Below are 25,197 nucleotides of genomic sequence, written 5' to 3' on the forward strand. Positions count from 1 at the left end.
TGAGATGGGCTAGGCGATTTCACGCCAGTCGAGCCCGGAATCCTGATTGGCCACTTGTAGCCAGTCCGGGTCGCAGCCGAGGGTATCGACGAAGCATTGCCGGGCCAGCTGTGGCTGGTTGTTCTTGCTGCTGAGATGGGCCAGCACCAGGTGTTGCAGGTTCTGCCAGTCCAGCTCCGACACCAGGCGCGCGGCCTGATGGTTGTTCAAATGTCCGTAGTCGCCGCCCACCCGCTGCTTGAGAAACATCGGGTAAGGCCCGCGTCCGAGCAGGTCGCGACAGTGGTTGGCCTCGATCAGCAAGGCGTCCAGGCCCTGGTAGCTGCTGAGCAGGGCCGCATCATACGAGCCCAGGTCGGTCAGCACGCCAAAGCGCCGGCTGCCATCGCCAAATACGTATTGCAGCGGCTCCAGCGCGTCGTGAGTGACGCCGACGGCGGTAACGCTCAGGTCGCCCAGCTGCAAGATGTCGTTGGCGGCCAGGAAGCCTGCGGCCTCGACCGGCTTGCGCATGCCGCGCAAGGTGCCACGGCTGAGGTAGACCGGTACATTGTAGCGCCGCGACAGCAACCCGACCCCATGCACGTGGTCGGCATGTTCGTGGGTGACCAGCACCGCGCTCAATTGCGCCGCAGAAACGCCGAGCAGCGCCAGGCGCCGCTCGGTTTCACGCAGGGAAAAGCCGCAATCGACCAGTAGCAAGGTGTTGCCACTGGCGATCAGCGTGCCATTTCCCTGGCTTCCACTTCCAAGTACGGCGAAGCGCACTTAACCCAGGTTGTCCTGAATCACGCTCAGCACGCGGCGGGCAACGTCTGCCGGGGCCACAGTGTTGATGTTCTTCTCGACGGTGACCTGGACGTTTTCGCCAACCTTGCTCAGGCGAACCTGATAGCGTTCGGCACGGGCTTCACGCTCTTCCTTGCTCGGCGCGCTGCCGAACAGGCGGCTGAAGAAGCCTGGCTCCTGGTCCTTGGCCTCGGCCTTCTCGGCCAGGTTGATGTAGTACAGGCCCAGGCTGCGGTTGATGTCTTCAACGCGCCATTCACCCTGTTCCAGGGCACGGCCAACGCTGGACCAGGCGCGATCGAGGTCGGCGCCCAGGTTCAGCACCGGGTTGCCACTGCCGTCTTCGCTCAGGCTGACGCGGCTCGGGGTGTCGAAGTCGCGGGCGGCGAGCAACGACACCGAACCGCCCTTCTCGGCGCTGCGGGTCATGCTGGCGAGCATTTCGTCGACCAGGATGGCGTCGACACCGGTGTTGGCCGAACGCGCCGGGAAGTCTTGCTCGGCAGTGCTGCCGGCCGGACGCTCGACGGTGACGATGTAAACCTCACTGGTGTTGCGCTGCACACCCGGCTCGATGCGGATGCGTGCACGGACTTCGTTGTCGCTGCTGCTCGAGGCACTGCCCAGGCGCTTGGCCATGGATGCCGAGAGCTCGTCGAAACGCTGCCAGGTGGTGTTGAATTCGCCGGTTTGCGGACGCTCTTCGGCAATCCGGAAGCCGTTGTCTTCAAAGAACTGACGCGCCACCGGCCAGACTTCAGCAGGCGAACGCTGGGCCAGGACCCAACGCGAGGTGCCGCTCTTCTGCAGGCTGAAATCGCTGATATCGGCAGCGGCGTTCAACGGCTGTGGACGCGGTACTTCGAACTCGCCCTTGACGTTGTCGTCGGCGACATTGCGCGGGATCGGCAGCAGCGGGTCGAGCCGCTTGGCGCTGCTGACGTCCGGTGGCAGCTGCATCGGCGGCTTCTGGGTGGCCTCCAGATAATCGCTGCCACGGTCACGGAAGTAACCCTCTTCGCCCCAAAGCCAGCCACAACCGCTGGTACTGGAGATGATCAAGGCAAGGGCGGAAAGACCAGCCAATCGCTTCATGCGGTGTACGTCCTCAATTAAAACTTCAGGCCGCACTGGCGCATCGCCTGGCGTACCGTATCGTGACAGGATTCGCTCAGCCAGGTCAGTGGCAGGCGGATGCCCTTGTGCATCAGGCCCATTTCAACCAAAGCCCACTTCACCGGAATCGGGTTGGCTTCGATGAACAGGTCCTTGTGCAGGGGCATGAGTTGTTCGTTGATCGCGCGAGCCTTCTCGGCATTGCCCGCAAGGGCGGCTTCGCACAGGTCGGCCATTTCCCGCGGGGCGACGTTGGCGGTCACGGAAATGTTGCCCTTGCCGCCCAGCAGGATCAGCTCGACGGCGGTAGGATCGTCGCCGGACAGGACGATGAAGTCCTTGCTGACACCGTCAAGGATGGCTTTGGCGCGCTTCAGGTCGCCGGTGGCTTCCTTGATGCCGATGATGTTCGGCACGGTCGACAGGCGGATCACGGTCTCGGCCTGCATGTCGCAGGAGGTGCGGCCGGGTACGTTGTAGAGGATCTGCGGGATGTCGACGGCTTCGGCAATGTGCTTGAAGTGCTGGTACAGGCCTTCCTGGGTCGGCTTGTTGTAGTACGGCACCACCAGCAGGCAGGCGTCGGCGCCGGCTTCCTTGGCGTTGCGGGTCAGGTGTACGGCTTCGCTGGTGGAGTTGGCGCCGGTGCCGGCGATCACCGGGATACGCCCGTTGACCTGCTTGACCACCGCCTTGATGACTTCAATGTGCTCATTGACATCCAGGGTCGCCGACTCGCCGGTGGTACCGACGGCAACGATGGCGTGGGTGCCGTTTTCCAGGTGGAAGTCCACGAGTTTGCTGAGGCTGTCCCAATCAAGACGCCCTTGTGCATCCATGGGTGTGACCAATGCCACCATACTGCCCGCAATCATGAAACTGCTCCTGCCGGAAAAAGAGAGCGGTAATGGTACTGGCGCCATCGGCCTTGCACAAGCGAAGCAGGCGGGCGGAGCATTCCCCTCGGCGGCCATTTTCGCTACCCTTCTGTCTTTGATCGGTACATAGTGGCCCGCCGGGCTGCCGACAATGCGCGTAGCCAGCGCCCCAAGGCTCGATCCTGAGCCCCGGGCTCCTGCTTACCGGCCTTTTTGCCACGTCAGGTACCGACCGCTCATCGCTTTAGGAATGCTGCATGTCCACCCCCACCGTTCGCGAACAATTCCTTGTCATCAGCGCCCTGGGTGCCAATCCCATGGAGCTGACCAACATCCTGTGCCGGGCCAGTAACGACAATCGCTGCTCGGTCGTTACCTCGCGCCTGACCCGCCACGGCGAGTGCAGTGCCCTGGTGCTGCAGGTCGCCGGCAGCTGGGACGCCCTGGCGCGCTTTGAAGGCGCCCTGCCGGGCCTGGCCAAGAAGCACACCTTTACCGTCAACGTGGTGCGCAGCGCCGAGCTGGAAGTGCGCCCGTTGTCGTTGCCGTACGTGGCTTATGTCAGCGCCGCCTATCGCCCGGACATCATCAACGAGCTGTGCCAGTTCTTCATCGACCACCATGTGGAGCTGGAGAACCTGACCTGCGACACCTACCAGGCTCCGCAGACTGGCGGCACCATGCTCAACGCCACCTTTACCGTGACCCTGCCGGCCGGTACCCAGATCAGCTGGCTGCGTGACCAGTTCCTGGACTTCTCCGATGCCCTGAACCTGGATGCGCTGATCGAACCGTGGCGCCCACAGAACCCGATGTAAGGAAGCTTTTCATGGCCGTTGAACTCGACCAACCCGTCGCCGATTTCCAGGCCCAGGCCACCAGCGGCCAGAGCGTCAGCCTGGCTGAGCTTAAAGGCAAGCAGGTGGTGCTGTACTTCTACCCCAAGGACAGCACCCCGGGCTGCACCACTGAAGGCCAGGGTTTCCGTGACCAGCATGCGGCCTTCGAAGCGGCCAACACCCTGGTGTTTGGCGTTTCGCGCGATGGCATCAAGTCCCACGAGAACTTCAAGGCCAAGCAGGCCTTCCCGTTCGAGCTGATCAGCGACAAGGACGAGGTGCTGTGCCAGCTGTTCGACGTAATCAAGCTAAAGAAGCTCTACGGCAAGGAATACATGGGCGTGGACCGCAGCACCTTCCTGATCGACAAGGATGGTGTGCTGCGCAAGGCCTGGCGCGGGGTCAAGGTGCCTGGGCATGTGGATGCCGTACTGGCGCAGGCGCAGGCGCTGAACGCAAGATAAGCCAATCGCGGGGCAAGTCGGATCGCCGCACCGCCGCTCCCACAGTGAGTACTGTGGGAGCGGGCTTGCCCCGCGATGCTTTTAGAGCAGCGGCGCCACCATTGGCTCGCGCCGCGGCCAGGCATCCAGCACGGCCTTGAACAAGGTCGCCAGCGGGATGGCAAAGAAGATCCCCCAGAACCCCCACAGCCCGCCAAACAGCAGCACCGCGCAGATGATCACCACCGGGTGCAGGCTCACCGCCTCGGAGAACAGCAACGGCACCAGCACGTTGCCATCCAGGGCCTGGATGATCGCGTACACCGCCATCAGGTAGATGAACTGATCACCCCAGCCCCACTGGAACAGCGCAATCAGGGTTACCGGCACGGTCACCACCACCGCGCCGACATAGGGCACCACCACCGACAGGCCCACCAGCAAGGCCAGCAGCGCCGCATAGTTGAGCCCCAGGCTGATGAAGGCGATGTAGGTGGCCACACCACAGATCAGGATCTCGATGCCCTTGCCGCGAATGTAGTTGGCGATCTGCCGGTTCATTTCTTCAGCCACCCGGGTCATCAGCGCCCGTTCCTTGGGCAGGTAACCACTGACCCAATGGGCGATCTGTTCACGGTCCTTGAGGAAGAAGAACACCAGGATCGGCACCAGCACCAGGTAGATCATGATGTTGACCAGCAGCGGCAGGCTCGACAACGAGAAGGTCAGGGCCCACTGGCCGAACTTGCCGATCTCGCCGCGCATCACTTCAATGGCCTGCAGCACCTGCTCGTCAGAAACCAGGTGCGGGTAGCGCTCGGGCAACAGCAGCAACAGCGACTGCCACTTGCCGAGCATGCCCGGCAGTTCGTTGAACAGGGTGATCAACTGATGCCAAAGCAGCGGCACCAGCACCAGCAGGAACACCGCCAGGGCGCCCATGAACAGCATGAACACCAGCCCCACGGCGTAGCGCGTGGGCACTCGCAGGCGCTCCAGGGCGTTGACCAGCCCTTGCATCAGAAACGCCAGGACCATCCCCGCCAGCACCGGGGCAAGCATGCCGCCCAGGGTCAGGACTGCGGTGAACGCCAGAAACAGCAAGACCGCCAATACCACCGCTTCTTCATCGGAGAAGTAGCGCTGCATCCAGTCGCGAAGCACCTTGAACATTGACGATCCTTTAACAGAGAAAACTCAGGCCTTTTGCAACCAGTAGGTGTACACCCCGGCTTCGGCCTCTTCGAGCAGCAGCGTATGACCAGCCAATCTGGCAAAAGTGCGAAAGTCGCGCTGGGAACCGGCGTCGGTAGCGATCACCTTGAGCACTGCGCCACTTTCCAGGCGATTGAGCTCCATCTTCGCCTTGAGCAGCGGCAGCGGGCAGTTCAGCCCGCTGGCGTCGAGTTCGGCGTCATGGGTCGGGGTAGCGCTCATGGGGTTCTCCAGGCAGGTATGCGGCACAGGTAGCATTTTGAACAATGCCTGGTAGGATACCGCCACTGGTCGCCAACGTGTGAGCGGGCTACAGTAAGGTTCTTTGTCGACCAGAGCTTCGTGCATGAATTTTCTGCGCCCTACCCTGCTGACGCTGGCCTGTTTGATGGCGCTCCCCAGCCATGCCGACGACCTGCCGTCACTCGGCGACGCCAGTTCTGCCATTGTCTCCCCGCAACAGGAACACCAACTGGGCCGCGCCTGGCTCAGCCTGCTGCGAGGCAATGTCAATCAACTGAACGATCCCCAGCTCAAGGATTACGTCGAAACCAGCGTCTACCGCCTGGCCGAAACCAGCCAGTTGCAGGACCGGCGCCTGGAGTTCATTCTCATCGACAGCCGTGAACTCAACGCCTTCGCCGCCCCTGGCGGGATCGTCGGGGTCAACGGCGGACTGTTTCTCAATGCCCAGACCGAAGGCGAGTACGCCTCAGTGCTGGCCCACGAACTGGCGCACTTGTCCCAGCGCCACTTCGCCCGTGGCGTCGAGGCCCAGCAGCGTATGCAGCTGCCGATGATGGGCGCGCTGCTGATCGGTATCGTCGCCGCCGCTGCAGGCGCCGGTGATGCCGGTATTGCCGCGATTGCCGGTACCCAGGCGGCGGCCATCCAGGAACAGCGGCGCTTCTCCCGGCAGAACGAACAGGAAGCCGACCGCATCGGTATCCTCAACCTGGAAAAGGCCGGCTACGATCCGCGCAACATGCCGACCATGTTCGAGCGCCTGATGCGTCAGTACCGCTATGACGCCAAGCCGCCGGAATTCCTCCTGACTCACCCGGTCACCGAATCGCGGATCGCCGACACCCGCAACCGCGCCGAACAGGCGCCCAAGGGCGGCACCGAAGACAGCAAGCGCTATCAGCTGATTCGCGCCCGGGTGGCGTTGATCTACGAAGGCACCCCAGGTCTTGCGGCCAAGCGCTTCCAGGCGCAGCTCGATGAAAACCCGCAGCAAGATGCCGCTCGTTACGGCCTGGCGCTGGCGCAGATCAAGGGTGGACGCCTGAACGAGGCGCGCGAAAACCTCAAGCCGCTGCTGGCCAAGGCGCCCAACGACATCACCTACAACTTGGCGCAGATCGACCTGGACATCACCAACAATCGCTTACCCGATGCCCAGCAGCGCGTCGAGCGGATGCGTGGCCTGTACCCGGCCAACTACCCGCTGCAACAGGCGCGCATCGACCTGCTGCTCAAGCAGAACCGCCCTGCCGAGGCAGAGAAGGCGCTGGATGCGCTGCTCAAGAATCGTCCGGAAGATCCGGATGTCTGGTATGACGTAGCGGAAGTACGTGGTTTGTCGGGCAACACCATCGGCCTGCACCAGGCCCGCGCCGAATACTTTGCCCTGGTGGGCGATTTCGACCAGGCCTTGCAGCAGCTCGACTACGCCAAGCAGCGCGCCGGCAACAACTTTGTCCTGGCGTCGAAGATCGATGCGCGTCAGCGCGAGCTGATGGAGCAGCAGCGGATGGTCAAGGACATGATGCGCTAAGACCGCATGAGGCTGCTTCGCAGCCTATCGCCGGCAAGGCCGGCTCCCACAGTAGATTTGCATGCACCGAACCTGTGGGAGCTGGCTTGCCAGCGATGGGGCCGTCAGGCGTTACCGGACAACTTCATCCGCGCCGCCTGGGTAAAGTCGAGCATGCGCTTGAGCGGCTTGATCGCCTGGGGGATCAGCGCCGGCTCAACGAAGATCTCGTTGCTGCCCTCACGCAGGCACTGCAAGGTGCGCTCCAGGGTATTCATGGCCATCCACGGGCAATGCGCGCAGCTGCGGCAGGCCGCGCCGTTACCGGCGGTGGGCGCTTCGATGAAGATCTTGTCCGGGCACAGCTGCTGCATCTTGTAGAAGATGCCGCGGTCGGTGGCGACGATGAAGGTCTTGTTCGGCAGGGTCTGCGCCGCAGCAATCAGCTGGCTGGTGGAACCTACCGCGTCGGCCAGGTCAATCACCGCCTCGGGCGACTCCGGGTGCACCAGGATGGCCGCATCCGGGTACAGCGCCTTCATGTCGGCCAGCTGGCGCGACTTGAACTCTTCGTGGACGATGCAAGCACCGTCCCACAACAGCATGTCGGCGCCGGTCTGCTTCTGGATATAGCGGCCCAGGTGCTGGTCCGGGCCCCAGATGATGGTCTCGCCGTTGTCCATCAGGCTTTCGACGATTTCCAGCGCGCAACTGGAGGTCACCACCCAGTCAGCCCGGGCTTTTACCGCCGCCGAGGTGTTGGCATACACCACCACGGTGCGCTCGGGGTGTTTGTCGCAGAACGCGGAGAACTCATCCACCGGGCAACCCAAGTCCAGCGAACAGGTCGCTTCCAGGGTCGGCATCAGCACGCGCTTTTCCGGAGTGAGTATCTTGGCCGTCTCGCCCATGAAGCGCACACCGGCCACCACTACGGTCGTGGCCGCGTGATTCTTGCCAAAGCGGGCCATTTCCAGCGAGTCGGACACGCAACCGCCGGTTTCCTCGGCCAGGGCCTGGATCACCGGGTCGCAATAGTAATGGGCAACCAGCACCGCATTTTGCGCCTTGAGCTCGGCGGCAATGGCGGCGCGGTAGTCGGCCTCTTGCTCGGGTGTCAGCGGCTTGGGCTGCTTGGCATCGAGGTGGGCCTGGACGAGAAGGCGTTCGGAAATCTGGGTCATGATCGCTGGACCTGCAGGCGCATTGAGCGCGTAAGTCGAGTGTATCACCGAGCCCTGGCAAATCGGCTACAGGCTCCGCAGGCAGGGCAAAACAGCCTTGCACACAGAACCACGGACCAGCTGCGGCCTCGGGTTTTTATAGGATGCCGAAGGCTACAGATAATCGGATGAATTCAAAAGGTTTTTTTAGTGAAACAAGCCCGGGGCGGGCGCCCCGGGCCTGAACATCAACCGCCGGTCGCCTGCATCGCGCTGGCGTTGGCCATGATCACGCTGGCGAACTGCTCGACGGTCATCTTCTGGCCGTTGAAGTCGACCATGCCATCGGCATAGTGCAGCGAGGTAACGATGTCGTTGCCCTCGACCTTGGCCATCTGGCTTTGCACCGCCATCATGCTGACCATTTCCCCGGCCTGGGCCGCTTGCTGGGAGACGATAGCCGCATCGGTCTGGCCTTCGAACTGCGCCTGCAGGGTCGCCAGGTCACCGATCATCGGCTTGGACAGCGACAGCTTGCTCTGCAGTTGGGTAATCAACTGCTTGTACAGCTCCTCTGGTGGCAGCTCCAGGGAGGTCGGGTTGGCCAGGTCAACGCTGAAGCTGAAACGGCTTTCACCATTGGCAGTCTTGAACGACAGGTTCTCCAGGGCGATCTGCGGCTTGGCCGCCAGCAGACGCTGGACATCGCTGCGCACCTGGGCTTTTTCAGCGTCGGTCATTGCCAGGTCCGGCATGCCTGCACCTTCGGCAGCGGCCTGCTGGAACTCCGGCAGACGGCTCTGGTACCAGCCGAACAGCGCCTGCATGGCCGGGATGTCGAGACGCTTGAGGCTCCAGACCATCTCACCGGCACCGATTGCCTTGCCGTCAAAGTTGATGTCGCCAACCTTGTATTCCATGCGCGCCGAGAGCTTGTCACCGTCGTTCTTGTACTCGTTGTTCTGCGCCAGGCCCTTGAGTATCAGGACCTTTTGCTCGTCACCGAAGGTTGCGACAGTATCAGCCACGGCCATGTCCATCTTGCCGACATAGAAGCCGAACGGCGTCTTGGTCATGTCGCCGGTCAGGCTCAGGCCCTTGATCTCGACTTTCAGCACTTTGCTGTCGGGGTCAACCAGGTTCAGGCTCAGGCCGGCCGACTGGCCGGTGAGCTGCACGCGTTCAGCGCCTTCGTTGCCGTGGCCACTGATTTCAAGCCCGGAGAACTTCAGCGACGAGCCGTCCTTGCTCCACTCTATCGGCGCCACCTGGAAAGCACTGTCCATCGAGCGATCGTAGCCGTAGGCGACCTGGCCTTGCAGCGGCGAAACGTCCTTGGTCAGGGCGAACCAGTCGGCGGTGGCAGCGTCTTTTTCCAGGCGGTAATGGCTGGCAGCCATGACCGGCATCAGCTTCAGTGCCTTGACCCGCGACAGCGGCAACGGTCCGTGTTCGATCTGGTCGACAAAATTCAGCTCGAAGCTTTTGCTGTCTTCGCCAACCTGCAGGTTCTTTACCTTGAGGCGGTATTTGGCGGTACTGCTGAACAGACGGCTGTCCAGCGATACCAGCTCAAGCTCCACGAGGGTGTCCATACCCACCAGCGCCTGCTTGGTCTGGGCGTTGGATTCGGCGATGGTGGTTTCCAGCACGCCGGGCAGTTGCTTGCCGGTGTACCAGGCACCCGCGGTGCACACCGCTGCCACTGCCACTGCGAGGCCGAGTACGCCTGTAGATTTCTTCATGAATTGTTTCGCTTCCATTTGTAGAGAGTTGTTGCTTTGGCTAAGCCTTGCGGCCTATTCGTTGACGTCCATGTACTCGCGGGCCCAGACGATGTAGTCGTCCGGCTGCGTGTAGGTATGGGTAAGTTCGGTGGCGCTCAGGTCCGAGGTGCTGCAGGTGATGCGGCGCTGCTCGCGCAGGCAGTCGTAGGTGGCCTTGATCGCGGCAAAGTAGGCGCCATGGCCATCGACGGCAATGCGCACGCCTAGCTCGGCCAGGCGCGCATCGTCGTGCAGTTGCGGGTTGCCGTAGGTCACCAGCATCAGCGGCACGCTCAGGTGCGCGGCAATCTGTTCCAGGTGCTCGAAGTCGCGGATGCCGACAATGCACAAGGCGTCAGCCCCAGCGTTCTGGTAGGCCACGGTGCGAGCGATGACTTCTTCGGTAGCAATTAGCGCGGCGTTGGTCCGGGCAATGATCGACAGCTCCGGATCAACCCGCGCCTCCAGCGCCGCACGGATCTTGCCGACGCCTTCGGCGATGCTGATCAGGTCGGTGGACTTGCGCCCGAACTGGGCCGGCAGCAGGGTGTCCTCGATGGTCAGCGCGGCAATCCCGGCACGCTCAAGCTCGGTCACCGTGCGCATCACGTTGAGCGCGTTGCCATAGCCGTGGTCGGCGTCGGCGATCACCGGCAACTGGGCCACCCGGCCGATCCGCGTCGCCTGCTCGGCGAACTCGCTGAGGCTGATCAGGGCAAAGTCAGGGGCGGCCAGCACCTGCAGGGAGGCCACCGAGCCACCGAGGATACCCACCTCAAAGCCCAGGTCGGCGGCAATACGCGCCGACATCGGGTCGAAAACGGAGGCGGTGTGGTAGCAGGCAGGTGAGGCAAGCAGTTGACGGAACGCGCGACGCAGGTCTTGGTGGGAGGCTCTTGGCATGGTCTTTCCAGGCTATCGACTTCATTTAGTAGGTCGAACATTACCACTGCTGGCTATCTGACTGACAGCGCCGCGCGTTTGAGCGTCTCGCTGGGCAGTTCCTTGAACAGCTTGCGGTAGCTGTCGGAAAACCGTCCCAGGTGCCAAAACGACCAGTGCATGGCCACCTCGGCTACGGTGGTGTCGCTGGGCCGGCAACTGAGCAGTTCTCGTCGCGCACTGTTGAGCCGGCGCAGGCGCAACCACTGCGCCGGAGCCATGCCGGTGAACGTCTTGAAGGCGTGTTGCAACTGGCGCAAGGACACCCCGGCGACCTGTGAAAGTTCGAGCAAATTGAGCGTTTCTTCGGGGCAATCGGCGGCCCATTCGCCGACTTTACGCATGATCGCCCGCTCCTCGGTACGCCGCCACAACGCCCCGCGATCAAGACAGATGCACGCATTATCGAGGATGAACAGACAGTCTTCAAACAACTGTTCAGCCAGCGCGTCCTGGCTGGGCGGGTCGATGGCCTGCGAAATGCGCGTGAGGGTCCCGCTCAGCCAGCGGCTGAACAGCTCGTTCTGCATCGAGTTGAGCGGCGCCATGAACAGGCCGTCCAGGCGGGCGATGTCCAGACCGTGGCGCTGAACGAATTCCGGGCCGAACACCACGGCCACTTCCTGATAGTTCTCGGGGGTGATCCAGATGTTGCGGCTTTCGCCATTGAGCACGTAGAGGCTGTGGTCACTGCGGTCGAAACAGAACGCCAGGGAGCCGGCCGGCGCACTGAAGTTCTGCTCGACCCGGGTGTTCATGCACTCCTCGTAGATCTCCACGCCCTGCAGGTCGAGGCAACGCAACTGGCCGGCGAAATGCCCGGGAGACATCTGTTGGTAATGCTGGGTCCAGCCTGGGGTGGCACGGACCTGTTCGGTGACATCGGCGGTGTTGAAAGCTTGAACCCGCAAAGGCGTTGACGCTGTCATGAGCTGCTCTTTATGCACTCTTTTGGTGCATTTTAGTCTTGCTGAAAGTGGATAGATCGAATGCGCAAGCGTCACCCAAGATAGACCTCAACGCGCTACAGGGGAAGCCGCTTGGGTGGCAAGCCGGTCGCAACTGCCGGTCCTGGCGTGGATAAAACCAACAACGAGGTCTTTATGAATGCCCCTTTCGATCAGCTGTCTGCGTGGCTGAAAGAACACAAGATTACCGAAGTCGAGTGCGTGGTCAGTGATCTGACCGGTATCGCCCGCGGCAAGATCGCACCGACCAACAAGTTCCTGCATGAACGAGGCATGCGCCTGCCGGAAAGTGTGCTTCTGCAAACGGTAACCGGGGACTTTGTCGACGACGATATCTACTACGACCTGCTCGATCCGGCCGACATCGACATGGTCTGCCGCCCGGATTCGGCCGCGGTGTATGTGGTGCCATGGGCCATCGAGCCGACCGCCGTGGTCATTCACGACACCTTCGACAAACAGGGCAACCCGATCGAGTTGTCGCCGCGCAACGTGCTCAAGAAAGTCCTCAAGCTCTACACCGACAAAGGCTGGCAGCCGATCGTCGCACCGGAGATGGAGTTCTACCTGACCCAGCGCTGCGAAGACCCGGACTTGCCGCTGCAAGCGCCACTGGGCCGCTCGGGCCGGGCCGAAAGCGGCCGTCAGTCGTTCTCGATCGATGCTGCCAACGAATTCGACCCGCTGTTCGAAGACGTCTACGACTGGTGCGAAGCCCAGGGCCTGGACCTCGACACGCTTATTCACGAAGACGGCCCGGCGCAGATGGAAATCAACTTCCGTCACGGCGACGCCCTCGACCTGGCCGACCAGATCACCGTGTTCAAGCGCACCATGCGCGAGGCGGCGCTCAAGCACAACGTCACCGCCACCTTCATGGCCAAACCTGTGGGCGACGAGCCGGGCAGCGCCATGCACCTGCACCAGAGCGTGGTCGACATCGCCACCGGCAAGCCGATTTTCGTCGACGACAACGGGAACATGAGCGAGCTGTTTCTGCACCACATCGGCGGCCTGCAAAAATACATCCCCAAAGTGCTGCCGATGTTCGCCCCCAACGTCAACTCGTTCCGCCGCTTCCTGCCCGACACCTCGGCGCCGGTCAACGTCGAATGGGGCGAAGAGAACCGCACCGTGGGCCTGCGTGTACCAACCTCGAGCCCCGAAGCGATGCGCGTGGAAAACCGCCTGCCCGGCGCCGATGCCAACCCCTACCTGGCGATTGCCGCCAGCCTGTTGTGCGGCTACCTGGGCATGGTCGAGAAGATCAACCCCAGCGCCCCGGTACAGGGCCGCGCCTACGAGAGGCGCAACCTGCGCCTGCCGATCACCATCGAAGACGCCCTGGCGCACATGGAAGACTGCCCGACCATCGAGCAGTACCTGGGCAGCAAATTCGTGCGTGGCTATGTGGCGGTCAAACGGGCCGAGCACGAGAACTTCAAACGGGTGATCAGTTCCTGGGAACGGGAGTTCCTGCTGCTCAGCGTCTGAGCCCGAGCTTGTAACAAGTATCGAAAACAACAATTCAAAAAGGTGTCGATATGCGTCCCATGAAAACAGTCGTAACTGCAACCCTGGCGCTGTTGGTCAGCGCCGCGGCCCAGGCCCAGCCCAGTGTCAGCGTGTACAACTGGACCGACTACATCGGTGAAACCACCCTGGCGGATTTTCAGGGCAGCACCGGTATCAAGGTCATCTACGACGTGTTCGACTCCAACGAAACCCTGGAAGGCAAGTTGCTGGCCGGCCGCACCGGCTACGACGTGGTCGTGCCTTCCAACCACTTCCTGGCCCGCCAGGTCGAAGCCGGTGCCTTTTTGAAACTCGACCGCGAGCAGTTGCCGAACTGGAAGAACCTCGACCCGGCACTGCTCAAGGCCCTCGAAGAAAACGATGCCGGCAACCAGCACTCGGTGCCCTACCTGTGGGGCACCAACGGCATCGGCTACAACGTCGACAAGGTCAAGCAGGTGCTCGGCGTTGATCACATCGACTCCTGGGCGGTGATGTTCGAGCCCGAGAACCTGAAAAAGCTCAGCCAGTGCGGCGTATCGTTCATGGATTCGGCCGACGAGCTGTTCCCGGCCATCCTCAACTACATGGGCAAAGATCCACGCAGCAACAAACCTGAAGACTACAAGGAAGCCGAGGCCAAACTGCTGACCCTGCGCCCCTACATCACCTATTTCCACTCGTCCAAATACGTCTCGGACCTGGCCAACGGCGATATCTGCGTAGCCTTCGGCTATTCGGGCGACGTGTTCCAGGCCGCCAACCGCGCCAAAGAAGCCAAGAACGGCGTCAACATCGCCTACGCCATTCCCAAGGAAGGCAGCAACCTGTGGTTCGACCTGCTGGCCATCCCCTCCGACGCCAGCAACCCGAAAGAGGCCTATGCCTTCATCAACTACCTGCTCGACCCGAAAGTGATCGCCAAGGTCAGCGGCGTGGTCGGTTACGCCAACGCCAACCCGCCGGCCAAGCAGTACATGGATGCCGAGCTTGTCAACAACCCCGAGGTGTACCCGCCGCAACAGGTGCTGGACAAGCTGTATGTCTCCAACACTCCGACGCCGCAGATCATGCGCCTGATGACCCGCTCCTGGAGCAAAGTGAAGTCGAACAAATGAACCAGTACAGCCCTGAACACGCCCGCTCCTACTACAGCGCCACGGCGCACAACCTGGCGCCCTACCCTGCCCTGGGCGCCGATCTGCAGGCCGATGTCTGTGTGATCGGCGGCGGTTTTACCGGGGTCAACTGCGCCATCGAACTGGCCCAGCGCGGCCTCTCGGTGATCCTTCTGGAGGCCCGGCGCATCGGCTGGGGCGCCAGCGGGCGCAACGGCGGTCAGCTGATTCGCGGTATCGGCCATGAAGTCGAAGGCTTTGCCCGCTACGTCGGCCAGGACGGGGTCAAGTACCTGCAGCGCGCCGGCATCGAGTCGGTCGAGGTGGTGGCCGAGCGTATCCGCGAGCACGGCATCGACTGCGACCTGCGCTGGGGCTTTTGCGAACTGGCCAATACCCCGGCGCAGTTCGCCGCCTTTCGCGCAGAACAACAAAGCCTGGCCGAACTGAACTATCGCCATGAAACGCAATTGGTCGGGCCCGAGCAGATGCATCAGGTGGTCGGCTCCGACGTCTATGCCGGCGGCCTGATCGACCGCGGCTCGGGCCACCTGCACCCGCTCAACCTGGTACTTGGCGAAGCCCGCGTGGCCGAATCCCTGGGTGTGCGCATCTTCGAACAGAGCCCGGTGCTGCAGATCAACCATGGCGCCACCGTGCAGGTACGCAGCAGTCATGGCACGGTACGCGCCGCCAGCCTGGTGCTGGCCTGCAACGCGCACCTGGATGAGCTGGAGCCGCGCCTGAGCGGCAAGGTGTTGCCCGCCGGCAGCTACATCATCGCCACCGAGCCGTTGTCCAAGGCACAGGCCGAGCAACTGATTCCGCAGAACCTGTCGCTGTGCGATCAGAAGGTCGGCCTCGACTATTACCGGCTGTCTGCCGACCGGCGCCTGCTGTTCGGCGGCGCCTGCCACTACTCCGGGCGCGACCCTGCGGACATCGGCGCCTACATGAAGCCGAAGATGCTCAAGGTGTTCCCGCAATTGGCCGATACCCGCATCGATTTTCAGTGGGGCGGCAAGATCGGCATCACCGCCAATCGCTTCCCCCAGGTCGGGCGCCTGTCCCAGCACCCCAATGTGTTTTACGCCCAGGGTTACAGCGGCCACGGCCTGAACGTCACCCACTGGACCGCGCGGCTGTTGGCCGAAGCGATTCATGCCGGGCACAGCCAGGGTCTGGATGTGTTCAGCGCGGTGCCACATTTGACCTTCCCCGGCGGCAAGGCCTTGCGCTCGCCACTGCTGGCGCTGGGGATGTTCTGGTACCGCCTGCGTGAGGTGCTTGGCTAGGACGCCTTGCCGCCCGTTAAACATCCTTCTTTCCCTTGCGACTGACTCAATTGCAGCTACTTTCAGATAAGTCTTTGTTTCAGTGCATGACAGGCTTCGGAGGGAATCGAAGGATGATCGCAGGCCTCAAGCTTTACCCGCGCCAGCACTGGCTGCTCGGCGGTCTGCTGCTGGCCCTGGCCGGTTGCAGCAATATCGACGCGCGCACCACCGAATATGTCGGCGCGCCCCATGCAGCCCCCACCCGTGCAGCCAATGTCGAGGTGCTGCGCAGCGAGCCAACCCGCCCCCATGCCCGGCTCGGTGAAATCGTCGTCGATGCCAGCGTCGAGCCGCCACCGCCGATTACCGAAGTCGAACAGAAGCTGCGCGAGCAGGCCGCCAGCATCGGCGGCGATGCCGTGGTGGTGGTCTATGACCGGATCCAGCCGGTGTCCGCCTACGTCAGCGGCCCGCTGTGGGACCGCGATATCCGCACGATCGAAGGGCGCAAGCTAAAAGGCATCGTGATCAAGTACCAGTAGCTCAAGCGCTTCTAACCGTTTCATTGATCAGGCTGTCACGTTATGCAAAGGACCTACGCCATTTGCCTCGCGTTGCCCCGGGCGACTTCCTGCCTGTGCCACAACTGCTGCGGGCAACCCTGCCGGTCAGTACCCGCCCGGATCCGCATGGCGGCTACAGCACCGGCATCGGCATCGGCATCGGCATCGGCGACCTGAACCTGTTCGACATCTTCCTGCTCAAGACCGAAGGCGTACAGCTGGGCATCGGCCCGCAGATCACTGCGCCAACCGCCGAGCACGACGAACTGGGTACCGGTAAATGGCAGGCGGGCCTCGCGGCCGTTGCCATCGATGCCGCGCGGCCGGCTCGGCGCCCGTGTGCAGTACCAGAGCTCGTTTGCCGGTGACCATGACCGGGCGCACGTGGAGTCGGCCACCCTGCAGCCATTCATCATTCACAACCTGCCCAAGGGTTGGTACCTGCGCTCCACCGCCACCTGGACCTTCGACAAGTAAGGACTACTGATGAGGCTTCGACTGACCGCAATCGCCGGCACACTGCTTGCCCTGTCAATCAGCGGCGCCCAGGCACTCGAAACCCGCATCGGCGAAATCGGCATGGCGACTACGACAAGAACCGAGTGATCAACATCGGCGCCAACCGCTGGGTGATCAAGCCGGAAATCGGCTTTGGTCATCCCATCGGCCCGACTTGGCTGGAGATCAACACCTGGGTCTCGCTGTTTGGTGACAACGACGATTACCCGGGCGACAGCAAGCTGGAACAGAAGCCGCTGTATGCCGTCGAAGGCCATTACAGCTACACCATCAATCGCGGGCTCTGGGCTTCGCTGGACGCCACCTACAGCGCCGGTGGCGAAACCAGGGTCGACGGCGTCGACCAGGACAACCAGCAGGAGAACGTGCTGCTCGGCGCCAGCATGGGCTTCATGCTCTCGCCGCAGTTCGGCGGCCTGATCGCCTACACCGACTCGGTCTCGGAATGCAACAAGTCACCGGACGTCAACACCTGGACCCTACGCCTGAACTACGCCTGGTAACGCTGAAGTTGACGTGCTGCCAACAGCGCCAGGCACGCTGTTGCGACGCAACTAAGCCATCAGCCTGCTGCCGGCAGTACGCTCAATGGGTCAATCGGCTTGCCGTTCTGGCGAATCTCGAAATACAGCTGCACCCGGTCGGTATCCAGGTCGCCGGCTTCGGCGATCTTCTGGCCCTTGCTGACGGTCTGGCCTTCCTTGACCAGCAACTTGCTGTTGTGGCCGTAGACGCTGGCGTGGGACGTGCCGTGCTGGAGGATGATCAGATTGCCGTAACCACGGATGTTCACCGCGAAGGCCACTTTGCCGCCCAGGCTTGCGTACACCGGCTGGCCCGGTGTCGCAGCGATGCGGATGCCCTTGTTGAGCTTGTCGGCGGACGAGAAGCGGCGGATCACCGTGCCCTGCAGCGGCCACGCCCAACCGCGCAGGGTGACCTTGGTGGCCGGCGCTGCGGGCCTGGCCTTGCTGGCGCTGGTAGTGGTGCGGGTGGTGCTGCGGGTGGTGGTTTTCGAGCCGCCGAAGCGGATGGTCTGGCCGACATTCACCGCATAGGGCGCACCGATGCCGTTGTAGCGCGCCAGTTCCTTGAAGTTCCAGCCATGGCGCGCGGCAATCGAATACAGGGTATCGCCGCGCTTGACCTTGTAGGTGCCGGCCACGACTTTGTTGGCGGAAGTACCGGGGCTTGGGGAATGCGAACTGCATGCGGACATCGCCAGCATTACGGCGATCAGAACAAACCTGAAAAACACACCACTTCCTTTTCCCGGAGACGCCGTTGACGAGGGCGCTACTATAAATCAGTCGGCAGCATTACGCGGCAAAGTCCGTGCAACTTCGATAAAGGCCCGGGTCGCGGGCGAGATGATGCGCTCATCGACGACGGCCAGCCCGACCGTACGCTTGACCGGCGGATCGAGCGGGCGCTGCACGTACTCCAGGGTCGCGGGCAACGGCAAGGACGACTGGGCCACGACGCTCAAGCCTTCACCACGGGCGACCATTTCCAGGGTGCTGAGCAGTTGCGAGGTGCAGTAGCGAACCCGTGGCTGCAACCTGGCGGCGAGAAACAGGCGCGAGACAATCTCGGCGGAACCGGCTTCGGTCAGTACGAAAGGGTCGAAGCACAATTGCTTGAGGGTCACCGCAGACTGCTGCGCCAACGCATGCTCAGCGGGCATCAGCGCCACCATCTGGTCTTCCAGCAACGGGTAGGTATCGAACTGCTCTTCGGGTAGCACCACAAAGCCAACGTCGATACGCCGCTCCTGCAACCATTGCAGCACCTGGCGGTCCGGGCCTTCGTCGATATGCACCTCGATGCCGGGATACGCCTGGCGATAGGCGCCAAGGATCGCCGGCAACAAGCGCACCGACGCCGTCGGCCCGAACGAGCCGATGCGTAGCGTACCCTGTTTCATCCCGCGCGCGTCCAGGGCCTCCTGGCGCATGGTTTCAGCCAGGCCGAGCAAGGCCTGCGCCCGTTGCAGCAGGCGGCTGCCAATATCGGTCAGCTCGATCTGCCCCTGCTGACGCTCGAACAGGGCGACACCCAGCTCCTGTTCCAGGGCACGAACAGCGTGGGAAACCCCTGATTGCGAGATTTTCAGTTGCGCAGCCGCCAGGGTGAAGCCTTTGCGCGCGGCGACAACGGCGAAAATTTCCAGCTGGGTCAAGGTCATCGGCAGCAACACCCCATGAGCGATTACTCATTTCCCTATGAGTCGGCATTCGGACAAGTATGGCGTAACACTTGTTCGTCGTCAGCCAGGGCCGCCCATGCCGTCTCACTTTTGCACCTACCTGAAACTTGCGCTGGTCTCGATGCTCTGGGGCGGGACCTTCGTCGCCGGCCGCGCCCTGGCCAGCGGCATCGACCCGCTGTTACTCGGCAGCCTGCGCTTTGCCTTGGCCAGCGGGGTGCTGATGATGATCCTGCTGGTTTCGAAAAAAGGCTTTGTCCGGGTGAACAGGATTCAGGCCATGCAGATCGCCGGCCTGGGGTTTTCCGGTATCTATGCCTACACCCTGTTCTTCTTCCATGGCTTGCAGTACACCAATGCCTCCAGGGCTTCACTGATCGTGGCGACCAATCCCGCCGTGATGGCGATCGTCGCCTACCTGTGTTTCAGGCAACGCCTGGGCCGCGCGCAGCTCCTCGGCATCGTCCTGTGCCTGCTGGGCGCCGGCTGGGTAGTGCTGGCCCGAGCCCCTGGGGCAATCGGCCAGGGCAACTGGATCGGCGATGGTTTGATCTTCGGCTGCGTGCTGAGCTGGGTGATCTTCAGCGTGTTCTGCGTAAGCCTAGTCAAACAGATCGGCGCGCTGCATACGGTGACCTACGCCGTGTTCGCCGGGGCGGCGATGCTCAGCCTGCATGCCCTGCTCAATGGCAGCCTGAGCATGAGGGCATTGCGCTTGCTGTCGGCGCGCGACCTCACCAGCCTGGTGTACCTGGGGGCGTTGGGTTCGGCACTGGCGTACGTGCTGTATTACGACGCCATCGCCAGGATCGGCGCCACCCGGGCCGGCAGCTTCATCGCCCTCAACCCCATGACCGCCGTGGTGGCCGGCGCCGTGCTGCTGGGCGAGCAAATCAGCGGCGCCATGATGATCGGCGGCACGTTGGTGATCCTCGGCATCCTGCTGGTCAACCGGGTGCGGGCACCGCTCAGTTGTCCTGCTTCCAGTGCAGGTTCACCTTGCCGGTCTGGCCGGGAACCAGGTTGACTGCGCTCAACTGCTGCTCGCCGTTACGCGAGGCGACCAGGTTGTATCGGCCCGGTGGCAGCTTGACGTAGACCATCGGCCCGACCTGGCTCAGTTGCAGCAGGGTTTGCCCCTGTACACCCTGGATCGTCAGGTCGACGTCCGGCACATACTTGTTCTCGGGTCCGGTCGAGAAGGTCAGGTGCAGGTTATAGCCCTGCACCTGCTGAATGGCCCGCGACTCGTCGATACCGATACCGCCAGTGACATAACTTACGCCATTCTGCTCCTGGGGCTGCAGCTTGACCCCGGACATATCGACAGGCTCCTGGTACTCCGATGCCTGCAAGCGCTGCGCCGGCCAGGCCAGCAGTACAGCGGCCAATGCCGTGGTTAACGCGAGTGTGCTGAAGGATTTCATTGCCATGACTCCTGCGCGACAGCGTCCAGACCATTTTACCCCCCTCATTCCCGGCGTTTAGATCAATTCGGCGTGAGGGTCGCGGGCAATACAATGACCATTTAGACCCGTGCTAAAGTCTGCGGCCCAATTTCAAGGTGGACCACGAATGGAACTCTCCCCCGCCGAACGTCAGCTGCTGCAGGACCACCGCCTGGCCCTGTTAGAAGGCTGTGTGATCTTCGATGTCCAGCCGCCCATCGACGCGCAAACCCTGGCCCGGGTCGAAGCCCATCTGGCCGGCCCCGTGCCTGCAGGTCTGTTGCAGCTGTGGCAGACCGGCCTGGGCGGTCGCGTCGGCTACGACCTGGAGGTGGTTTACGACGGCCATCGCCACCCGTTCTCCTTCAGTGAACTGTTCTATCCCGACAGCGACGGCTACCGCGATCTCTGGGGCTGGATCGAACACGAACTGGAACAGGCCGAAGAAGCCGCCCGGGACGAGGGTCGCCCCTGGAGCGGCAAACTGGACTACCTGCCTTTCGGCGGTTTCGAGTACCTGGAGCGGCTGTACGTCTGCGTCACCCCGGGCCCCGACCATGGCGCAGTGATTGCCTGGAGCCGTGGGCTGCCACCGGCCTGGGCCGGCAGCCTGCACCAGGACAGCCTCGCGCGCATCGCCGATGACATCGCCGGGTTGTTTCGCCTGCTGGCCTACGAAGAAGACCCGTTCGACCCACAGGCCGAGTACAGCAGCGCCAGCGAACTGCTCGAAGCACTGGATGAACTGGGCAATGCCGGTGACGCGGGGCTGGCGCTCAAGACGCGGCTGGAAACGTTACTGCGTCAGCGGGTACTGGACTGGCGCCCGGCACTGGCCGATGGCAGCCTCGCCAATCAGCCACGCCTGCGCCAACTGGCGTTGCTCGATGCTGCCAGTCAGGGCGATATCGAACGCCTGGCAACCCTGCGCAACGCTGGCTGCGACCTGAGCGAGGCGCTGCGCGGACACGGTGCGAGCCTGGAATGCTGCCTGCAGCACGGGCACCTGGAGGCGGCCAGCTGGTTGCTCGACCAGGGCGTGCCGGTGCAGGCCGACACCCTGTCGATTGGCGCTTCCCAGGTTTCCCCGGCATTGGCCTCGCGCTTGCTGGGCATGGGTGCCTTGAGCGAACCGAGTGCAGTGCTCAGCGCCGCTGCCCAGGGCCATATGGAAAGTGCCGAGGTCATGGCCCGGGCGCTGCTGGAGGCTTCGACGGCCAGTGCCGACGCATTGCGCAAAGCACTGGTGGAACGCGCCGAGCAGCAGCGTCGCGACGCCAAGCGGATCAAGGCGAGAAAAATGTACAGCAATCGCAGTTTCGAGCAATACCTGGCCGAAGCTGAACGCATGGAAACCCTTGTGCAAACGCTGTTCGGCTGATGCGCTGCGCTGCCCACGACGGCTAAGCGTCGTGGGCAGCCGTCCTGAGAAATAACTGGATACAACTGTTGTTGAGGTGAAAAGCTTCAAGGCCGCTTATCATAAAAACGCATCTGCTAATAATTCTCATAAACACTTGCGTTCTTAATTGTGTAGGTAGCTCCGCTCATGACAAGCGAACTCGCCCCTGGTCGTCCTTCCCGCCCCTTCATGGCCTCGGCACTGGGCCTTGCCGTCGCCTCGGCCTCAAGCTACGCCGTCGCCGACAAAGCCCCGGCCTCCCCGCTGCAATTGGAAAACATCAACGTCGACGCCCAGGCCGGCGGCGACTACAAGACCGAGCGTTCAGCCTCGAGCAAGTACGCTACATCGCTGCTCGACACGCCCCAGACCATTACCGTGGTGCCCTCCCAGGTGATCAAGGAGCAGCAGGCCCTGAGCCTGCGCCAGGTCCTGTCCAACGTTTCCGGCATCACCTTCAATGCCGGCGAAGGCGGTGGCGGGTCGGGCGACAGCATCAACATCCGCGGCTTCTCGGCCAACAGCAACATCCAGATCGACGGCCTGCGTGACAGCGCGCAGACCAACCGTACCGACACCTTCAATGTCGAGCAGGTCGAAGTCATCAAGGGGCCCAACTCGGTGTTCGGCGGTGCCGGCACCAGCGGCGGCAGCATCAACATCATCAGCAAGCAGCCCCAGGACCAGGCCTTCACCCGCCTGGGCGGCAGCGTCGGCACCGACAACTACTACCGCATGACCCTGGACAGCAACCAGCCGCTGGAAGGCGTGGGCCAAGACAGCGCGTTTCGCATCAACCTCATGGGCCATCAGAACGATGTCGCCGGCCGCGAGCAGATCGACCGTGAACGCTGGGCTATCGCCCCGTCCCTGCGCCTGGGCCTGAGCGAGTCCACGCGCCTGACCCTGAGCGCCTTCCACCAGGTCGATGACAACCTGCCTGACTACGGTGTACCGGCCCTGGACGGCAAACGCCTGGCGGGGGTTAGCCGTGAGGACTATTTCGGCTGGAAGAACCTCGACAAGGAGGAGATCGAGCAAAGCTCGTTCACCGCCAACTTCGAGCACGACTTCAACGACAACCTGCGCTTGCAGAACCTCACGCGCTACAGCCATATTGCCCGCGATACCACGGTGTCGGCTTCCCACGTCAACACCACCGGCCTGCCCCCGGGCCGTTACCGCCCGGCAGGCCCGCAAGGCTATGGCCGCGACGCGACCACCGAAATGTGGATCAACCAGACCAACTTGATCAGCAATTTCAACCTGCTGGGCATGCGCCACGACCTGGTCAGCGGCATGGAAGTCTCACGTGAAACCATGGACCTGAAAACCTACGGCTATGGGCTGAGCAACGCCCTGTATCCCGCCAATGGTTACGACCTGAGCAACCCGCCAGGGCACTGGTCGGGGCCAGCCAACAAAGCCACCAGCGGCTATACCGACACCGAACTGACCAACCAGGCGCTGTACCTGTTCGACACCATTGCCCTGCATGAGCAATGGGACCTGAACTTGGGCCTGCGCTACGACAAGTTCAAGGGCAAAGCCAAAGGCTACGACGCTGCGCATGTACGCACCTCCGACTTCGACTCCACCGACGAGAAGCTCAGCGGGCGCGCCGGGCTGGTCTACAAGCCCACCGAGAACGGCCGTATCTACCTGGCCTGGGGCAACTCCTTCAACCCCTCGGCAGAAAGCCTGGCCTCTAGCGGCGGCGGCCTGAGCGCTAGCACCGAGAACCTCGCCCCGGAGAAAAACGAGACCTGGGAACTGGGGACCAAATGGGAGTTGCTCGACAAACGCCTGGAGCTGGACGCAGCGCTGTTTCGGGTAGAGAAGACCAACGCCCGCGAAACCATGGCCGACGGCTCGACCCAGCTGGCCGGCAAGCAGCGGGTTCAGGGTGTGGAAGTCGGGGTTACCGGGCATATCACTGAGCAGTGGGACGTGTTCGCCAACTACACCTTCCTCGACAGTGAAACCCTCAAGGCCGCCAATACCGCAGCCGGCATTGCCCGCGAAGGCCAGGCCCTGGGCAACACCCCACCGCGCTCGCTCAACCTGTGGACCACCTACGAGCTGCCTGCCGGCTGGACCCTGGGCTACGGCGCGCGCTACGTCAGCGAACGCAACGTGACCTCCAGCACCAGCGCCAAGCTTGACGCCTACTGGCTGCACAACGCCATGGTGGCGTACCGGGTCAACGACGACCTCGACCTGCAGCTGAACGTCAACAACCTGTTCGACAAGGACTACGTCGAACGTGTGCGCCAGCAGAACGGTACCGATGCGCGCTCTTCAGCCATCGAGTATGGCGATGCGCGTTCGGCGATTCTCTCGGCGACCTACGCGTTCTGATTGGTCGAATCATCGCACCGCCGCTCCCGCAGAAACGAAAAAGCCCGCGACCTTTGCAGGACGCGGGCTTTCTCTTACAGCGTATGGTGGGTCGTGTAGGATTCGAACCTACGACCAATTGGTTAAAAGCCAACTGCTCTACCAACTGAGCTAACGACCCGTTGGATGGCGCGTATAATACTGATTTCTAACAGGAAATCAACACCCCATCGCAAAATAATTTAAAAATATCTTGTCGGGTCCTCTACACCGGCGGCTTTGAAGCCGTCAGCGCGCAGGCGGCAGCTGTCACATTTGCCACAGGCGCGGCCTTCATCGTCGGCCTGATAGCAGGAAACGGTCAGGCTGTAATCCACGCCGTGGGCCATGCCGGCCTGAACGATCTGCGCCTTGCTGAGGTTCTGCAGCGGCGCCTGGATGCGGAAACCGTTTCCTTCGACACCAGCCTTGGTGGCAAGGTTTGCCATGCGCTCGAAAGCCTCGACGAACTCCGGACGGCAATCCGGGTAGCCGGAGTAATCCACGGCATTGACGCCGATGAAGATATCACGCGCCTCAAGCACCTCTGCCCAGCCCAGGGCCAGGGACAGGAATACGGTGTTGCGTGCTGGCACGTAGGTGACCGGAATGCCTTCGCTCGGCGCTTCGGGTACATCAATGCTGCTGTCGGTCAGGGCCGAGCCGCCAATACCGTCCAGGTTCAGACCGATAACCTTGTGCTCGACCACGCCCAGGTCGCGGGCAACCCGCGCTGCGGCGTTCAGCTCAGCGCGATGGCGCTGGCCATAGTCGAAGCTCATGGTGTAGCAGCTGTAGCCTTCGGCCTTGGCCATGGCGACGACGGTGGCCGAGTCCAGGCCGCCGGAAAGCAGAATTACCGCACGTTTTTCAGTCATTGCATCACTCC

The 25,197-nt window shown here is 62.5% G+C and carries 23 protein-coding genes, 1 tRNA gene and 2 pseudogenes; 12 read left to right on the top strand and 14 right to left on the bottom strand.

The features are described 5' to 3' along the window. Window positions 1–9: 9 nt before the first annotated feature. From F8N82_RS18355 to dapA, 3 genes are read right to left on the bottom strand one after another with little or no spacing between them, the layout of a single operon-like run. A complete protein-coding gene (locus tag F8N82_RS18355; RefSeq protein WP_038996625.1) occupies window positions 10–768 on the bottom strand; it encodes an MBL fold metallo-hydrolase in 759 nt (252 codons plus the stop codon). Continuing rightward, window positions 769–1,884, bottom strand: coding sequence for an outer membrane protein assembly factor BamC (gene bamC, locus F8N82_RS18360; protein WP_038996626.1), 1,116 nt, complete (start codon window positions 1,882–1,884; stop codon window positions 769–771). Window positions 1,885–1,901: 17 nt separating this feature from the next. Further along, window positions 1,902–2,780: a 4-hydroxy-tetrahydrodipicolinate synthase gene (dapA, locus tag F8N82_RS18365; protein WP_038996627.1), complete on the bottom strand. Its 879-nt coding sequence runs from the start codon at window positions 2,778–2,780 to the stop codon at window positions 1,902–1,904. 260 nt (window positions 2,781–3,040) lie between these two features. Here dapA and F8N82_RS18370 point away from each other — a divergent pair, with 260 nt between their 5' ends. Next, on the top strand, window positions 3,041–3,601 hold the full coding sequence (locus F8N82_RS18370; protein WP_038996628.1) for a glycine cleavage system protein R: 561 nt from the start codon (window positions 3,041–3,043) through the stop codon (window positions 3,599–3,601). A gap of 11 nt (window positions 3,602–3,612) precedes the next feature. Continuing rightward, entirely contained in the window at window positions 3,613–4,086 is a 474-nt protein-coding gene (locus F8N82_RS18375) for a peroxiredoxin (RefSeq protein ID WP_038996629.1), read from the top strand. Between the two features lie 81 nt (window positions 4,087–4,167). Here the strand turns inward: F8N82_RS18375 and F8N82_RS18380 are convergent, their stop codons facing one another. Both F8N82_RS18380 and F8N82_RS18385 read right to left on the bottom strand, forming a co-directional pair. Beyond that, on the bottom strand, window positions 4,168–5,238 hold the full coding sequence (locus F8N82_RS18380) for an AI-2E family transporter (protein WP_038996630.1): 1,071 nt from the start codon (window positions 5,236–5,238) through the stop codon (window positions 4,168–4,170). A 24-nt stretch (window positions 5,239–5,262) separates the two neighbouring features. After that, complete coding sequence (locus F8N82_RS18385; RefSeq protein WP_038996631.1) at window positions 5,263–5,502, bottom strand: sulfurtransferase TusA family protein; 240 nt, start codon at window positions 5,500–5,502, stop codon at window positions 5,263–5,265. Between the two features lie 124 nt (window positions 5,503–5,626). Here F8N82_RS18385 and F8N82_RS18390 point away from each other — a divergent pair, with 124 nt between their 5' ends. Beyond that, on the top strand, window positions 5,627–7,060 hold the full coding sequence (locus tag F8N82_RS18390) for a M48 family metalloprotease (RefSeq protein WP_038996632.1): 1,434 nt from the start codon (window positions 5,627–5,629) through the stop codon (window positions 7,058–7,060). A 104-nt stretch (window positions 7,061–7,164) separates the two neighbouring features. Here F8N82_RS18390 and nadA read toward each other — a convergent pair whose 3' ends face one another. The 4 genes from nadA to F8N82_RS18410 form a co-directional block, all read right to left on the bottom strand. After that, entirely contained in the window at window positions 7,165–8,223 is a 1,059-nt protein-coding gene (nadA, locus tag F8N82_RS18395) for a quinolinate synthase NadA (RefSeq protein ID WP_038996633.1), read from the bottom strand. Between the two features lie 227 nt (window positions 8,224–8,450). Next, on the bottom strand, window positions 8,451–9,947 hold the full coding sequence (locus F8N82_RS18400) for a YdgA family protein (protein ID WP_038996634.1): 1,497 nt from the start codon (window positions 9,945–9,947) through the stop codon (window positions 8,451–8,453). A gap of 54 nt (window positions 9,948–10,001) precedes the next feature. Beyond that, on the bottom strand, window positions 10,002–10,871 hold the full coding sequence (locus tag F8N82_RS18405) for an isocitrate lyase/PEP mutase family protein (RefSeq protein ID WP_038996635.1): 870 nt from the start codon (window positions 10,869–10,871) through the stop codon (window positions 10,002–10,004). 53 nt (window positions 10,872–10,924) lie between these two features. Beyond that, on the bottom strand, window positions 10,925–11,839 hold the full coding sequence (locus tag F8N82_RS18410) for a helix-turn-helix domain-containing protein (protein WP_038996636.1): 915 nt from the start codon (window positions 11,837–11,839) through the stop codon (window positions 10,925–10,927). A 174-nt stretch (window positions 11,840–12,013) separates the two neighbouring features. Between F8N82_RS18410 and F8N82_RS18415 the strand changes: the two genes are divergently transcribed. From F8N82_RS18415 to F8N82_RS18440, 6 genes and pseudogenes are all read left to right on the top strand, one after another. After that, window positions 12,014–13,372, top strand: coding sequence for a glutamine synthetase family protein (locus F8N82_RS18415; protein ID WP_038999558.1), 1,359 nt, complete (start codon window positions 12,014–12,016; stop codon window positions 13,370–13,372). A 59-nt stretch (window positions 13,373–13,431) separates the two neighbouring features. Beyond that, the gene (locus F8N82_RS18420; protein WP_414602468.1) at window positions 13,432–14,511 is read left to right on the top strand and encodes a polyamine ABC transporter substrate-binding protein; all 1,080 of its coding nucleotides are present in this window, start codon (window positions 13,432–13,434) and stop codon (window positions 14,509–14,511) included. Next, the gene (locus F8N82_RS18425) at window positions 14,508–15,806 is read left to right on the top strand and encodes an NAD(P)/FAD-dependent oxidoreductase (RefSeq protein WP_038996638.1); all 1,299 of its coding nucleotides are present in this window, start codon (window positions 14,508–14,510) and stop codon (window positions 15,804–15,806) included. Before F8N82_RS18420 ends, F8N82_RS18425 begins: the two co-directional genes overlap by 4 nt. Before the next feature lie 113 nt (window positions 15,807–15,919). After that, entirely contained in the window at window positions 15,920–16,330 is a 411-nt protein-coding gene (locus F8N82_RS18430; RefSeq protein ID WP_052251568.1) for a hypothetical protein, read from the top strand. A gap of 74 nt (window positions 16,331–16,404) precedes the next feature. Further along, window positions 16,405–16,822, top strand: a pseudogene (locus F8N82_RS18435) (hypothetical protein); the annotation flags it as partial. Window positions 16,823–16,932: 110 nt separating this feature from the next. After that, window positions 16,933–17,373, top strand: a pseudogene (locus F8N82_RS18440) (transporter); the annotation flags it as partial. Between the two features lie 59 nt (window positions 17,374–17,432). On the opposite strand, the gene F8N82_RS18445 reads toward F8N82_RS18440, so the two are convergent. Both F8N82_RS18445 and F8N82_RS18450 read right to left on the bottom strand, forming a co-directional pair. Further along, a complete protein-coding gene (locus tag F8N82_RS18445; RefSeq protein ID WP_038996640.1) occupies window positions 17,433–18,128 on the bottom strand; it encodes a peptidoglycan DD-metalloendopeptidase family protein in 696 nt (231 codons plus the stop codon). 48 nt (window positions 18,129–18,176) lie between these two features. After that, complete coding sequence (locus F8N82_RS18450; RefSeq protein WP_038999564.1) at window positions 18,177–19,058, bottom strand: LysR family transcriptional regulator; 882 nt, start codon at window positions 19,056–19,058, stop codon at window positions 18,177–18,179. A 97-nt stretch (window positions 19,059–19,155) separates the two neighbouring features. On the opposite strand from F8N82_RS18450, the gene F8N82_RS18455 reads away from it, so the two are divergent. Continuing rightward, window positions 19,156–20,106: a DMT family transporter gene (locus F8N82_RS18455; protein WP_038996641.1), complete on the top strand. Its 951-nt coding sequence runs from the start codon at window positions 19,156–19,158 to the stop codon at window positions 20,104–20,106. Here F8N82_RS18455 and F8N82_RS18460 read toward each other — a convergent pair. Further along, a complete protein-coding gene (locus F8N82_RS18460) occupies window positions 20,048–20,506 on the bottom strand; it encodes a hypothetical protein (protein ID WP_038996642.1) in 459 nt (152 codons plus the stop codon). The two genes, F8N82_RS18455 and F8N82_RS18460, sit on opposite strands and share 59 nt — an antisense overlap. A gap of 148 nt (window positions 20,507–20,654) precedes the next feature. On the opposite strand from F8N82_RS18460, the gene F8N82_RS18465 reads away from it, so the two are divergent. Further along, window positions 20,655–21,908, top strand: a complete 1,254-nt coding sequence (locus F8N82_RS18465; RefSeq protein WP_038996643.1) for an ankyrin repeat domain-containing protein — start codon at window positions 20,655–20,657, stop codon at window positions 21,906–21,908. Between the two features lie 168 nt (window positions 21,909–22,076). Beyond that, the gene (locus F8N82_RS18470) at window positions 22,077–24,290 is read left to right on the top strand and encodes a TonB-dependent receptor (RefSeq protein WP_038996644.1); all 2,214 of its coding nucleotides are present in this window, start codon (window positions 22,077–22,079) and stop codon (window positions 24,288–24,290) included. An 84-nt stretch (window positions 24,291–24,374) separates the two neighbouring features. Here the strand turns inward: F8N82_RS18470 and F8N82_RS18475 are convergent. Together F8N82_RS18475 and queC are read right to left on the bottom strand one after the other, a co-directional pair. After that, window positions 24,375–24,450: transfer RNA gene (locus tag F8N82_RS18475), tRNA-Lys, on the bottom strand. Window positions 24,451–24,511: 61 nt separating this feature from the next. Then, window positions 24,512–25,186, bottom strand: a complete 675-nt coding sequence (queC, locus tag F8N82_RS18480) for a 7-cyano-7-deazaguanine synthase QueC (RefSeq protein WP_038996645.1) — start codon at window positions 25,184–25,186, stop codon at window positions 24,512–24,514. Between the last annotated feature and the right edge of the window lie 11 nt (window positions 25,187–25,197).

The sequence above is a fragment of the Pseudomonas fluorescens genome (assembly GCF_902497775.2).
GTDB classification, from domain to species: domain Bacteria; phylum Pseudomonadota; class Gammaproteobacteria; order Pseudomonadales; family Pseudomonadaceae; genus Aquipseudomonas; species Aquipseudomonas putida_F.

What these genes read in the sequence shown, in the direction of transcription:
- bamC (WP_038996626.1), bottom strand. Translation starts at nt 1,884, where the DNA reads ATGAAGCGATTGGCTGGTCTTTCCGCCCTTGCCTTGATCATCTCCAGT.
- dapA (WP_038996627.1), bottom strand. Translation starts at nt 2,780, where the DNA reads ATGATTGCGGGCAGTATGGTGGCATTGGTCACACCCATGGATGCACAA.
- F8N82_RS18370 (WP_038996628.1), top strand. Translation starts at nt 3,041, where the DNA reads ATGTCCACCCCCACCGTTCGCGAACAATTCCTTGTCATCAGCGCCCTG.
- F8N82_RS18375 (WP_038996629.1), top strand. Translation starts at nt 3,613, where the DNA reads ATGGCCGTTGAACTCGACCAACCCGTCGCCGATTTCCAGGCCCAGGCC.
- F8N82_RS18380 (WP_038996630.1), bottom strand. Translation starts at nt 5,238, where the DNA reads ATGTTCAAGGTGCTTCGCGACTGGATGCAGCGCTACTTCTCCGATGAA.
- F8N82_RS18385 (WP_038996631.1), bottom strand. Translation starts at nt 5,502, where the DNA reads ATGAGCGCTACCCCGACCCATGACGCCGAACTCGACGCCAGCGGGCTG.
- F8N82_RS18390 (WP_038996632.1), top strand. Translation starts at nt 5,627, where the DNA reads ATGAATTTTCTGCGCCCTACCCTGCTGACGCTGGCCTGTTTGATGGCG.
- nadA (WP_038996633.1), bottom strand. Translation starts at nt 8,223, where the DNA reads ATGACCCAGATTTCCGAACGCCTTCTCGTCCAGGCCCACCTCGATGCC.
- F8N82_RS18400 (WP_038996634.1), bottom strand. Translation starts at nt 9,947, where the DNA reads ATGAAGAAATCTACAGGCGTACTCGGCCTCGCAGTGGCAGTGGCAGCG.
- F8N82_RS18405 (WP_038996635.1), bottom strand. Translation starts at nt 10,871, where the DNA reads ATGCCAAGAGCCTCCCACCAAGACCTGCGTCGCGCGTTCCGTCAACTG.
- F8N82_RS18410 (WP_038996636.1), bottom strand. Translation starts at nt 11,839, where the DNA reads ATGACAGCGTCAACGCCTTTGCGGGTTCAAGCTTTCAACACCGCCGAT.
- F8N82_RS18415 (WP_038999558.1), top strand. Translation starts at nt 12,014, where the DNA reads ATGAATGCCCCTTTCGATCAGCTGTCTGCGTGGCTGAAAGAACACAAG.
- F8N82_RS18420 (WP_414602468.1), top strand. Translation starts at nt 13,432, where the DNA reads ATGAAAACAGTCGTAACTGCAACCCTGGCGCTGTTGGTCAGCGCCGCG.
- F8N82_RS18425 (WP_038996638.1), top strand. Translation starts at nt 14,508, where the DNA reads ATGAACCAGTACAGCCCTGAACACGCCCGCTCCTACTACAGCGCCACG.
- F8N82_RS18430 (WP_052251568.1), top strand. Translation starts at nt 15,920, where the DNA reads ATGATCGCAGGCCTCAAGCTTTACCCGCGCCAGCACTGGCTGCTCGGC.
- F8N82_RS18450 (WP_038999564.1), bottom strand. Translation starts at nt 19,058, where the DNA reads ATGACCTTGACCCAGCTGGAAATTTTCGCCGTTGTCGCCGCGCGCAAA.
- F8N82_RS18455 (WP_038996641.1), top strand. Translation starts at nt 19,156, where the DNA reads ATGCCGTCTCACTTTTGCACCTACCTGAAACTTGCGCTGGTCTCGATG.
- F8N82_RS18460 (WP_038996642.1), bottom strand. Translation starts at nt 20,506, where the DNA reads ATGAAATCCTTCAGCACACTCGCGTTAACCACGGCATTGGCCGCTGTA.
- F8N82_RS18465 (WP_038996643.1), top strand. Translation starts at nt 20,655, where the DNA reads ATGGAACTCTCCCCCGCCGAACGTCAGCTGCTGCAGGACCACCGCCTG.
- F8N82_RS18470 (WP_038996644.1), top strand. Translation starts at nt 22,077, where the DNA reads ATGACAAGCGAACTCGCCCCTGGTCGTCCTTCCCGCCCCTTCATGGCC.
- queC (WP_038996645.1), bottom strand. Translation starts at nt 25,186, where the DNA reads ATGACTGAAAAACGTGCGGTAATTCTGCTTTCCGGCGGCCTGGACTCG.